Annotated in this window: 10 protein-coding genes; 1 reads left to right on the top strand and 9 read right to left on the bottom strand. The window is 71.8% G+C overall.

The window, feature by feature from the left end; translation table 11 throughout:
• Positions 1 to 77 precede the first annotated feature (77 nt).
• From AN218_RS14110 to AN218_RS14145, 8 genes are all read right to left on the bottom strand, one after another.
• Positions 78 to 1,262: a lipase family protein gene (locus AN218_RS14110; protein ID WP_244900456.1), complete on the bottom strand. Its 1,185-nt coding sequence runs from the start codon at positions 1,260 to 1,262 to the stop codon at positions 78 to 80.
• A 298-nt stretch (positions 1,263 to 1,560) separates the two neighbouring features.
• Positions 1,561 to 2,523 (bottom strand): transporter substrate-binding domain-containing protein, encoded by a 963-nt coding sequence (locus AN218_RS14115; RefSeq protein ID WP_079132160.1) that lies wholly within the window; start codon positions 2,521 to 2,523, stop codon positions 1,561 to 1,563.
• Positions 2,524 to 2,539: 16 nt separating this feature from the next.
• Positions 2,540 to 3,247: a hypothetical protein gene (locus AN218_RS14120; protein WP_070017196.1), complete on the bottom strand. Its 708-nt coding sequence runs from the start codon at positions 3,245 to 3,247 to the stop codon at positions 2,540 to 2,542.
• A gap of 206 nt (positions 3,248 to 3,453) precedes the next feature.
• Positions 3,454 to 4,329 carry a TauD/TfdA dioxygenase family protein gene (locus tag AN218_RS14125; RefSeq protein ID WP_079132163.1) on the bottom strand — a complete coding sequence of 292 codons (876 nt, stop codon included), beginning with the start codon at positions 4,327 to 4,329 and terminating at the stop codon, positions 3,454 to 3,456.
• Between the two features lie 619 nt (positions 4,330 to 4,948).
• Positions 4,949 to 5,488, bottom strand: coding sequence for a thioesterase family protein (locus tag AN218_RS14130; RefSeq protein ID WP_079132161.1), 540 nt, complete (start codon positions 5,486 to 5,488; stop codon positions 4,949 to 4,951).
• Entirely contained in the window at positions 5,485 to 6,558 is a 1,074-nt protein-coding gene (locus AN218_RS14135) for a 3-hydroxyacyl-CoA dehydrogenase NAD-binding domain-containing protein (RefSeq protein WP_079132162.1), read from the bottom strand. The genes AN218_RS14130 and AN218_RS14135 overlap by 4 nt, the downstream gene beginning before the upstream one ends.
• A gap of 160 nt (positions 6,559 to 6,718) precedes the next feature.
• Positions 6,719 to 7,606 (bottom strand): beta-keto acid cleavage family enzyme, encoded by an 888-nt coding sequence (locus AN218_RS14140; protein WP_070017206.1) that lies wholly within the window; start codon positions 7,604 to 7,606, stop codon positions 6,719 to 6,721.
• 226 nt (positions 7,607 to 7,832) lie between these two features.
• Positions 7,833 to 8,795 (bottom strand): TetR/AcrR family transcriptional regulator, encoded by a 963-nt coding sequence (locus AN218_RS14145; RefSeq protein WP_070017198.1) that lies wholly within the window; start codon positions 8,793 to 8,795, stop codon positions 7,833 to 7,835.
• A gap of 299 nt (positions 8,796 to 9,094) precedes the next feature.
• Between AN218_RS14145 and AN218_RS14150 the strand changes: the two genes are divergently transcribed.
• Positions 9,095 to 9,553 (top strand): hypothetical protein, encoded by a 459-nt coding sequence (locus AN218_RS14150; protein WP_070017200.1) that lies wholly within the window; start codon positions 9,095 to 9,097, stop codon positions 9,551 to 9,553.
• 191 nt (positions 9,554 to 9,744) lie between these two features.
• On the opposite strand, the gene AN218_RS14155 is transcribed toward AN218_RS14150, so the two are convergent.
• Positions 9,745 to 10,632: a hypothetical protein gene (locus AN218_RS14155; protein ID WP_141747576.1), complete on the bottom strand. Its 888-nt coding sequence runs from the start codon at positions 10,630 to 10,632 to the stop codon at positions 9,745 to 9,747.
• Positions 10,633 to 10,982 lie beyond the last annotated feature (350 nt).

Here is a 10,982-nt window from a genome sequence, read left to right on the forward strand (position 1 = left end):
GAGACCGGCCGTGTGCGGCCGGTCTCGACGGGGCCCTGACGCCCGGGGAGACCCGGGCTCGGGAGACCCGGAAGCGGTCAGCCCGCGCAGTCGCCCTGCGTCGGCTCGTCCTTGAAGCGGTCGCCGAGCCAGTTCATCGCGGGGATCGAGGCGAGGACCGCCGTGGTCGCGTGCTGGGCGAGCGGGAAGCTCGTCCACTCCACGGTGTCGCCCTTCGCGCACCAGTCGGCGCGGAGCTGCTTGCCGACGTCGTACGGAATGATCTCGTCTGCCTCGCCGTGGTAGAGGTACACCGGCGCGCTGGGCGCCTTGGTGCCGAGCTTGTCCTCGGCGAGGCGCTGCTGCCAGTCCGGCTGGTCGTTGGGGTCGGTCGTGGTGACGTCCTCGACGGACTTGCCGGCGCCGGCCTCCTGAGCCTCGGCGAGGCAGCCCTCCTTCATGATCTTGGTGATGCGCCTGCCCTCGTCGTTGAGGTAGTTGTCCAGACCGAGGGCGGGGTAGGCCGCGTCGTGGCCGATGGCCGACATCAGGACCAGACCCGCCTCGTCGTCGCCGTCGTTGTAGTCGGCGACCTTCGGCAGATCGGCCGGGACGCCGCCGCTCGCCGTCCCCTTGACCTTCAGCTCCGGAGCGTACGAACCGGCGAGTTCGGCGGCCCAGCCGCTGGCCTGGCCCCCCTGGGAGTAGCCCATGATGCCGACGGGCGAGTCCTGCGTGACGCCCTTCTCCTGCGCCTCGGGGATCCGCTGGGCGGCGCGTGCGGCGTCCAGTACGGCGGTGCCGGCGGCGCGGCCGACGGTGTAGGTGTGCGTGCCGGGCGTGCCCAGTCCCTCGTAGTCGGTGACGGCCACGGCCCAGCCGCGCAGCAGCGCCCCCTCGATCAGCGGGGCCTCCTTGGTCTTGCCGACGGGGAAGTTGGCGGACGGCGCGCACTGGTCGCCGATGCCGACGGTGCCCACCGCGTAGGTCAGCAGCGGACGGGGGCCCTCACGGTCGTCCTTGGGCACGAGCACGGTGCCGGAGACGGTGTCGGACGTACCGTCCGCGGACGTCGAGTTGTACTGGATCTTCCAGGCGTGGGTGGGCAGTGAGACACCGGGGAAGACCTGGAAGTCGGTCGGTTCGGCGCTGACGACGTCTCCGGGCTGGGCGGCCTTCGCCGCCGCCGCGCCGTGGGAGGAGGAGGCGTGTCCGTCGCCCGGCGCCGCGGCCGCCGCGGGTGCGGCGGCGCCGCCCGAGACACACAAGGCGGCCACCGCCATCACTGCGGTGACCGCCTTGCCTCGGACTCCTGCGCTGCGAGCGATTCTTCGTCGGACGGGCATCTGCATGGGGGGTCTCCCAACGATTCGAAATGCTGGGGCTCGTCGGGGGGAACGTACTGACGCGTCAGTATCCCGGGAAGGGGGCGCGTCGTAACTGCGCACGTATGAGACAACGTTGTAGGCCGCCGGTGGTCACGGGGGTGTGCGCGTGCGGCGTACGCGGTGCGTGGTGCGCCCGGGACGATATGCCGCGGCCGGGTGCGGTGCCGCAGAGGCTCCGGCCGGCGCCCGGCGCTCAGTCGTCGTTCGCGCCGCAGGAGTCCCGTTCCAGATCCGCGTACTCGCCGGGCGAGGGCCTGTACGTCTGCACGAAGTCCTGCTTCTCGGCGAGTTCGGGGAAGTAGCTGCGGAAGGTCGTCGGCCAGTCCTTGTCGAGGAACTCCTTCAGCGCGCGGTTCAGCTTGCGGCAGTCCTCGGAGTGCCCTTCGCGCAGTCCGACGCCGTAGTACTGGCGCTTGCCGACTGTGATGTCCGGCAGCACCCTGACGTGGTCGGCGTACGGCTTGGCGTGGGCGAAGCCCTCCAGCACGATCTTGTCCGTCCAGACCGCGTCGAAGTTGCCCCCCTTGATCAGGTCCTGCACGCACTGCTTGTAGTCGTCGCGGGTGAGCGGCTCCACGCCCTCGCCCAGCGCCTGGCGCACCTCCTTCGCCGCCTTGTCGTCGTCGGCGCCGCCGGGGTCGGACGTCGAACCGCTCGCCGTGCAGACCCGCTTGCCCTTGAGGTCCTGGAGCCTCTTGATGCGGTCCTCGTCCTTGGCGACCAGCAGGCCCTGGTCGGACTTGAAGTACGGGACGGTGAAGTCGACTTCCTTGTCGCGCCGCGGCGTGATGCTGTACGTGGCGACGACCAGGTCCTTGCCGCCGCCGCGGAGGATCTTCTCGCGCTGGAGCGAGGGCAGATCGCCCAGGTCGTAGTCCTTGAACGGGGTGTAGTCGGACAGCCGCTGCACCAGCGCCGTCTCGAACCCCGCGTAGTCGTAGCCGCTCTTGGTGTTGAACCCCGGCTGCCCCTTCTTGACGCCGACGCTCACGGAGCTGTCGAAGATCGACTCCTCGGACGGCGACGGGGACGACGACTGCTTGCCGGAGTCGTCGCCGTCGCCCTGGCTGTCGCAGGCCGTCGCCGGGAGTGCCAGGGCGAGGGCCGCCACGCACAGGGCCGATCTGCGAAGTCTCCGACGGGAGTTGAGGCGCATGGAGTTCTCCTTGTGATTACCGGTAGACGGCCTCGTCCAGCCGGAGCGACAGCCGGCAGCCGCGGTCCGTGGTCAGCAGGACGTCGGCGGACACGCTCGGCCCGGGATCCTTGAGCGGCAGGGTCACCGAGACCTCCTCGCCGACCGTCTCCCCGGTCACGCCGCGCGCGAGGTCGGCGCCGGCGAAGGCCAGCGCGCCACGGGCGACGCACGGTGCCTGACCGCCGTCGTCGTCGGTCACGGTGACGGTGAGGGCCAGCTCGTCGTGGACGCCGGGCCCGGCGTCCACCCGGAGGTGGGCGGTGGCGCCGGTGCCGAGGCCGTCGGCGTCGGTGAGCTTCGCGTCCCGTGTGACGTCCGCGTCCAGGGCCGAGAGCACCAGCCAGAAGGCGAGGGACGCCACGAGCGCGGTGAGCAACGCCGCGAGGAAGACGCGCAGTTGGCCGGTGGCCGCGCGGCGGTCCTCCCGCCGGGCGACTCCGCCGGCGTGGGCCAGCGGGAAGAGGGCGACGAGGGCGGGGGTGAGGCCCCAGCCGCTGTGGCCCTGGTGCAGCGCCAGTACGGCGGCGCCGAATCCGAGCAGATGGGCCGCCAGATAGTAGGCGTACAGCGTGCGGTGGTGGCGCTTGCGCTCCGCCTGCTCGGCCCGGTCCGCCTGGTCCGCCCGGTCCGGCTCGCCGAGGCTGTCCTCGTCCTCCGGCGGTAAGAGTCTGCCCCCGCTCAAGTGCCCCCCCAAGCACGTGACTTCATGAAGGGGCCAAGAATCTCACAGTGTGAGCGGTGCGGCGCCCCGCGCGGCCGATTTCGGCTTGGACCGCGCGGTGGCGCCGCCGGCGGCGTGTGCCGCTCATATCGCTCCGTACGGTCCGTACCGCCCGTACCGCCCGTACCGCCCGTACGGCTCGGGCGGTCGGTACGGAGGGCGGAGGGTCAGTACGGGCGGTCGCCCGCGATCGCCACGCGCTCCGCGACGCGGCGCTGCGGCGCGTAGTCGTCGATGGCGTAGTGCTGCGTGGCGCGGTTGTCCCAGAAGGCGATGTCGCCGGGCTGCCAGGTGAAGCGCACCTGGTACTCCGGCACATGGGCCTGACGTACGAGGTAGCTCAGCAGACGGTCGCTCTCGTCCCGGTCCATGCCCACGATGTGCGTGGTGAACGAGGTGTTGACGAAGAGCATCCGGCGGCCGGTCTCCGGGTGGGTGCGCACCACCGGGTGTTCGACGGGCGGGAACTCCTCCTGGAGCGGGATCAGCTTCTCCGGCCCGTAGAAGCGCCCGAAGCCGGGGATGAAGTCGTGGACGGCCCACGCGCCGTCGATGCGCGCCTTCACCGCGTCCGGCAGGTTGTCGTACGCGGCTGCCATGTCCGCCCACATGGTGTCGCCGCCGACCGCCGGCACCTCGTGGAGCTGGAGTACGGCGCCGAGGGCGGGACGTTCGCGGAAGGTGACGTCCGCGTGCCAGACGTTCTCGAAGGTGGGCGTCGCGTTGCCGCCCTTCTCGAAGCGGACGACGTCGGCGGACGAGCCGCGCGCCAGCAGCGGGTTGGTCTCCAACTCGCCCCAGTTCGCGGCGAAGTCGCGCTGCTGCGCGGACGTGAGGCCCTGGCCGCGGAAGAAGAGCACCTTCCACTCCAGCAGGGCGCGGTTCAGCTCGTCGCGCAGCTCGGGCGTGAGCGGACGCGAGAGGTCGATGCCGTGCACCTCGGCGCCGATCACCCGGCCCCGCGGTACGAGTTCGAAGAGGTCGTACGGGCGCTCCGCCACGCCCTCGGGCAGCCGGCGCAGCGTGCGGCGGCCCTCGTACATGCCGTCGGCGGGGACGCGGGCCTCGCGCAGACCGGGGGCGGTCGGTACGGCGGGTGCGGTGGCGGCGGGAGCGACGGGCGCTACGGGAGCGGTCGGTGCGACGGCGGCGGTTTCGGCGGTGGCCGTGGACTGGGCGGTGGCCGTCGAGGGTGCGGCGGGCACGGTCGGGGCGGTGGCGGCAGCGGGAGCGTCAGGCGTGACGGTCATGGGTGATGATCCTCCGAAGTCGGGGGGTAGGCAGGAGAAGCCGACGCGTCGGCGTACCGACGGGAACGCCGGAGTACGGAAGTGACGCGTGGGGGAGTTACGCGGAGGCGCGCTGCTGCCGTGCGCTATCGACCGGACCGCTCACACCCGCGGCGCCACGGAACGTCGTGGCCTCCGGGGGCGGCGGTACAGGAGCGCTGGATCATGACCGCATTCTCTGTGGGCGCGGGCGGTGGCGTCAACGGGCTGCCCGCGATACGGACGGTGCCGTGGACGGGGCGCGGGACGGAACCCGTGGAGGGGGCCGGGTGGGGCGCCGCCCNNNGGCCGGGTGGGGCGCCGCCCGCCTCAAGAGCGCCGCCCCACCCGGGAGTCGCCCCGTCGCCTCACCCGTCGTGCGAGCCCAGAAACCTCACGAACCGGGCACCGGGCGGATCGCACCGCCCGCCCACTCCGGCACGCTCTCCGTCGCCGCGGCGAAGCGCTCGCGTACCGCGTCGGGGAAGGGAGAGGAGCCGCCGGCCCGCTGGTCGACGTGCACCATGATCAGCTCGGTGGTGGCCACGGGCGGAGTCCCCTCCGCCGTACGCATCTCCAGCGCGAGCCGCACCTTCTTCGCGTCCACGCCCAACACCCGTGTCCGTACGGTCACTTCGGCGCCCTCGGAGACCTCGCGCCGATAGCGCACATGGGCCTCCGCGGTGTAGAGCGAGCAGCCGGTCTCCTCGCGGTAGCGCTCGTCCATGCCGGTCTCGATCATCATGGCGTCCGAGGCGTGGCCGAAGATCAGCACGTAGAACGCCTCGTTCATATGGCCGTTGTAGTCGATCCACTCGTGCCGGACGGTCTCCGTGTGGTCGGAGATCCGGGCGGTGCCCGGCCCCGTGCCCCGCCCGGTGTTCTGCCCGCCGTTCTGCCCGCCGTTCTGCCCGGTGTTCTGTTCCGTGCTCATGTCCGCCGCTCTCCCTCGCCCGACTCGTCTCCCTGTGCTGCTTGCGCTCCGCGTTCTCCCGGGGTCTGCCCCGCGGAGCCGCTCCGCGGCAGCCGGCCCGTCGCCCGCAGTACGTCGATGACGCCCTGGTCGCGCTCGGCCACGAGCTGGGCGATCGTGCGACCCGCCGCCGCCTCGTCGCAGCCCTCGACCATCGCGTCACGCAGCGGCGCGTCGAGTTCGGGCGCCTCCAGCCGCGTCCACGGCGACTTCAGGGACGGACCGAAGTGGTCCAGCATGTGGGCCATGCCGCCCTCGCCGCCGGCGAGCGCGAACGTCAGGCACGGACCCATGAACGCCCAGCGCAGCCCCGGGCCTTCGGTGATCGAGTCGTCGATCTCGCGCACGGTGGCCTCGCCGTTGGCGACCATGTGCAGCGCCTCGCGCCACAGCGCCTCCTGGAGGCGGTTGGCGATGAAGCCGGGCAGCTCGCGGTCCATGGTGATGACGGACTTGCCCGCCGTCTCGTAGAAGCGCGAGGCCCACTCGACGGCCTCGGGCCGCGTCGTCTCGCCGCCGACGACCTCGACGAGCGGGATGAGATACGGCGGGTTGAACGGATGGCCGACGAGCAGCCGTCCGGGATCCGCCGCCTCCGTCTGCATGTCCGTCATCGGATAGCCGGACGTGGAGGAGGCGATGACGACGCCGGGCGGCGCGGCGGCGTCCAGCTCGGCGAGCAGCGACCGCTTCAGCTCCAGCTTCTCCGGTGCGCTCTCCTGGACGAACTCGGCCGCGGCGACGGCCTCTTGGAGCGTGGACGTCACGGTGAGCCGGTCCGTGGAGGCGCCCTCGGCGAGACCGAGCTGTTCCAGGGCGGGCCACGCGGCCTCGACGAGGCGGCGCAGCTTCTCCTCGGCGCCGGGGCCCGGGTCCCACGCGGTGACGTCGTAGCCGCGTGCGAGGAAGTGCGCGACCCAGCCGCCGCCGATGACGCCCGCCCCGACGCAGGCGACGCGGCGTACGTCCGCGGGGGGCAGGGGCGCGGAGGCGGAGCCCGGGGGCGGGCCGTGCGAGTGTTCGGCGGTCATGCTGGCGGTGTCCTAACGGTCGCTGCTCGTACGGGTGGTGTGCCGGGAGGGGTACGCGGAGAGGGAAGAGCCGGGAGGCGTACGCGGAGGGGCCCGCGGGCCGGGAGCGGATCCCGGGTCCCGGATCCCGGATCTGGGACCCCGGATCTCCGGTTCCGGGTCAGGCGCGGGGCCGCAGCCCGAGCCGCTCGCGCGCCTGGTCGGGCGTGGCCACCTGCGCGCCGAGCAGTTCGGTGATCTGGACGGCGCGCTCGACGAGTTGGGCGTTCGTCGCCTTGACGCCCTTGCTGAGGTAGAGGTTGTCCTCCAGCCCGACCCGTACGTTGCCGCCGAGCAGGATCGACTGCGCGGCCCACGGCATCTGCATCCGCCCGAGCGCGAAGCTCGCCCACTGCGCGCCCGCGGGCAGGATGTCGACCATCGACTTCAGCACCCCCGGCTCGGCGGGCGCGCCCCACGGAATGCCCATGCAGAGCTGGAAGACCGTCGGGTCGTCGAGGAGGCCCTCGTCCAGGAGTTGCTTGGCGAACCAGAGCTGCCCGGTGTCGAAGATCTCCAACTCCGGCCGTACGCCCAGCTCCTGGATGCGCTTGGCACCCTTGCGCAGCATGTCCGGCGTGGAGATGTAGAGGTTGCTGCCCTCGCCGAAGTTGAGCGAGCCGCAGTCGAGGGTGCAGATGTCGGGCAGCAACTCCTCGACATGCGGGAGGCGTTCGACGCCGCCGACGAGGTCGGTGCCCGGCAGACGGGTCAGCGGGTCCTCCGGATCGATGACCAGGTCGCCGCCCATGCCCGCGGTCAGGTTGATGACGACGTCGGTCCCGGTCTCCTTGATCCGCTCGACCACCTCGCGGTAGAGGCGCGGGTCGCGGGCGCCCACGCCGGTCTCCGGGTCGCGTACGTGGATGTGCACCACGGCGGCGCCCGCCTCCGCGGCCTCGACGGCGGAACGGGCGATCTGCTCCGGCGTGACGGGGACGTGCGGGCTGCGGCCCACGGTGTCGCCGGCGCCGGTGAGCGCGCAGGTGATGATGACGGAGCTGTTCATGGGCATGGTCTTTCCTCCGCTCGTACGTGCCCTCATCGGGCGGGACGGGATACGCGATGGACGGGATACGTGGTGGACGGGATGCCGGGACGGACGGAGCCGGACGTGAACTGGTCGGGACCGGACGGGACTTCACAGGACGTGACCGCGACCGGACGTGATCGGGGCCGGACGTGCGGGACCGGACGGGACTCGGCGGTATCGGGCGACGGGGACGGACGGGGGCTCAGGGACGCACGGCCGCGGGCTCGGCGGCCAGCTCGGTGGCGACATGGGCGAAGAGCGCGCCGCGCATGGCCTCGGCGTCCGTACCGCCGGGGCGGTCCGGGGACGTGGCGAGCACCTGCGCGGCGAGTCCGTCGATGAGCGCCGTCAGGCGCAGCGCGGCGGACTCGGGATCGACGTCGCGGAAGACGCCCTGGTCGACGCCGCGCCGGATGACGTCGGCGACGGTGGTGCGCCACTGCCGGTAGTAGTCGACGTGGAGCCGGCCGACGGCCGTCGAACGGGCGGCCTCCGCCCACAGATCCAGCCACACCCGCCACTGCCGGCGCTGCTGTGCGCTCAGCGGGATCTGCAGTTCGACGAGCTGGCGCAGCTCCTCCGCGGCGTCGGCCGCCTCGGCGAGGTGCGCGGAGCGGCGCGCGGTGTCCTCGTCCATGCACCAGCGGACGGCGGCCTCCAGCAGCTCGGCGCGGCCGGGGAAGTGGTAGTGGATGGCGGCGGTGCTCGTCGCGCAGGCCTCGGCGATGTCGGAGACCCGCACCGCGTGGAAGCCCTGCTCGGCGATGAGGCGCACCGTCTCGCGGACGATCTGCAACGGCCGCCCGCCGCCGGGCGATCCGGAGGCCGGAGCCGACGCCGCAGCGGACGCCGTCGCGGGCGCCGCGGTACGTGCCGCGCCCGTCGGCACCGCGCCGTCCGTCCCCGCTCCGCCGCGTACGGAACGCCCCGTACCGGACCCCAGCAGCCACCCCGCGTCCACACCGCCCGCGTCGGCGATGCGCGCCAGTTCTGCGACGGTGAAGCGGCGGCTGCCGCCCAGCGAACGGGAGAGCTTCGAGGGGTCCATGACGATCCGCCGTGCGAACTCCCGCTGGCTGCAACCGGCTTCGCCGATCACCTGCCGTACGCGTACGGAGACGTCGCCCACGGTGTCGGCGACGCGGCTCCCGGGATCCTGCTGCATGCGGAACACCGTACGAGACCGTTGAGCAAAGCACAACACTCGGGTACGAGAATCCTTACTACACAGAGGTCAGCGCGCATTGTGAAGCTGACCGGCGCATCAGTCAGTGATGCGCAACAGAGGCACGGGGGCGCACGGCGGCACCCCGCACGACGGACCGCGCACCACCCCGGGCCGGATACGCGTACAACCCCCGCCGGGGTTCGCCGGTCTCTTCTGGTGGATCGGGCAAGACCGCCGATCCCGATCGACCGACCATCGACCGAAGCACGACCATGACCATGACTGGGGGAACAGTTATGCGTTCCAAGCGCGCCGTTCTGGCCGCCGCAAGCGCCGCAGCGATCGCCGTGACCGGGATGATCGCCACCGCGGGCCCGGCGTCGGCCGCGACGCACACCTCGGGCGCCGCGCCCAAGGCCGCTTACAACGGGGCCTGCGGCTCCGGGTATTCGGTGGTGAACTCCGCCGGCATCGGCGACCTGGGCACCGTCTTCCTGACCTACAACCGCTCCACCGGGAAGAACTGCGTGGTGACCGTACGCAACAAGACGGGGGACCCGGTCCACATGTCCGCGTCCGTGCGGGTGCTCGTCGACGGCGAGGAGACCGAACCGGTCGTGGAGGAGGGCGAGTTCACCTCCTACGCGGGCCCGGTCTTCGTGGACGAGGGCGCCGGCCACTGCATCGAGTGGGGCGGCGTCATCGCCGAGGAGGAGTACTTCAACAGCGGCTCGAACTGCGGCACGCTGAAGTAGCCGAAGCAACTCCACAGGGCCGCCTCCGGCGCACGTAGGGCGGTGCGCGGCGCCGGCGGGCCGCAGACGTCAGGGGCAGTCGACCAGGGGGAACGGTCGACTGCCCCTGACCGCTCGGGACTTCCCGGAGGCTCCCGCCGGCCCTCTCGCCCTCCCGGACCCCTCCGAGGGGCTGGTCCCGCCGCTTCCTTCTAAGGCTGCTTGAAGGTGTTCAGCGCCGTGCTGAAGACCAGCTCCTTCTGGTCGTCCCAGAGCCGCTGCGGTGCCTCGAAGTACAGGTTGTACTCGGTCCCGGCGTCGTCGATGTACGCCTGCTCCACCACGTGCATCGGGTCGCCCGACTCGGGTACGTAGGTGAACTCCCAGCGCGCGGCCGGGTGTCCCTGGAACGTGCGGTGCTCCAGCAGGATGCGCTGATAGCCGTTGCCGGACTCCGCCAGCGCCTGCTCGGTCTCCAGGAAGTTGATGAAGGAGGCCCGCGGCGCGTTCTCCACCTGGCTCACGTGGAGGTACTGGTCGTTGGTCGGGGGGACGAAGCCGACCTGGGTCGGGCTCAGTTCCTGGCGCTGCCAGCCCTCCATCACGGCGAGCGAGAAGCCCCGGTCGTCGACCACGGTGTGGAATCCCGCGGGCAGCGTCCTGGCGGGCGGCTTCGGCTTCTCCGTCGGCTCCGGCTCAGGCGGCGCGCTCGTGGACGTCTTGCTCGGGGTGGGCGACGGGGACGCCGTCACCGCCTTCTTTTTCTTCTTCGTCTGCGGCGAGGGCGAGGCGGAGGTCGGCGACGCATCGGGCGTGGCGCCCGTGTCGACCATCTTGTACTGCGAAACCTCTTTGTCCGCCTGGTTGTTGCGGGTGTCGTCGTCCCGGTTCATCAGCATGCCGGAGGACGTGCCGGCGCCCACCAGAAGGGCGACCACGCCGAGGGTGATCCCCAGACGTACGTAGTTGGTCCTGGTGCGGAACTTGAAAGGAGGCGGAGGTGGAGGTGCCGTCAGCGGATAGAGGGCGCGGTCGCACCCCGCGCATGCGTCCGCCGAAGCCGGTGATCTTGTGCCGCAGTGCGGGCATGTGGTCAACATGAGCAGCTCCCGTGCTCCCCGAGCGATCCCGATGGTCCCCTGAACCCGGTGCACTGACAGACGGTACTGCGGCGGCCACTGTTTGCCCCTGGCCGGAAGCTTTTTTGGCACACTCGGACAGAGCCTGAGCAGGCAACTTTCCCCATATGCCGGACGAATGGCGGTCAATCGCCCGGTGCCCGCGGCCCCCTGGGCGCCCTCCGGGCGGTGCGCGTAACGCCCGCCCGCGGTCCGCTGCCGGGCCCGCCACGGCACGACAACGCGCCCGCAGCGTACGGCAGTTGACCCCGCGGCGTACGCCGGGTCGAGCAATCCGCCTCGGCGGCCCGTCTTCTGCGCCCGCCGGGGCC

The organism is Streptomyces nanshensis, from assembly GCF_001751255.1.
In the GTDB taxonomy this organism is placed as follows: domain Bacteria; phylum Actinomycetota; class Actinomycetes; order Streptomycetales; family Streptomycetaceae; genus Streptomyces; species Streptomyces nanshensis_A.

Coding starts and splice junctions, on each gene's coding strand:
- AN218_RS14110 (WP_244900456.1), bottom strand. CDS start 1,262: ATGGCGGTGGCCGCCTTGTGTGTCTCGGGCGGCGCCGCCGCACCCGCG.
- AN218_RS14115 (WP_079132160.1), bottom strand. CDS start 2,523: ATGCGCCTCAACTCCCGTCGGAGACTTCGCAGATCGGCCCTGTGCGTG.
- AN218_RS14125 (WP_079132163.1), bottom strand. CDS start 4,329: ATGTACGAGGGCCGCCGCACGCTGCGCCGGCTGCCCGAGGGCGTGGCG.
- AN218_RS14130 (WP_079132161.1), bottom strand. CDS start 5,488: ATGAGCACGGAACAGAACACCGGGCAGAACGGCGGGCAGAACGGCGGG.
- AN218_RS14135 (WP_079132162.1), bottom strand. CDS start 6,558: ATGACCGCCGAACACTCGCACGGCCCGCCCCCGGGCTCCGCCTCCGCG.
- AN218_RS14140 (WP_070017206.1), bottom strand. CDS start 7,606: ATGAACAGCTCCGTCATCATCACCTGCGCGCTCACCGGCGCCGGCGAC.
- AN218_RS14145 (WP_070017198.1), bottom strand. CDS start 8,795: ATGCAGCAGGATCCCGGGAGCCGCGTCGCCGACACCGTGGGCGACGTC.
- AN218_RS14150 (WP_070017200.1), top strand. CDS start 9,095: ATGCGTTCCAAGCGCGCCGTTCTGGCCGCCGCAAGCGCCGCAGCGATC.
- AN218_RS14155 (WP_141747576.1), bottom strand. CDS start 10,632: ATGTTGACCACATGCCCGCACTGCGGCACAAGATCACCGGCTTCGGCG.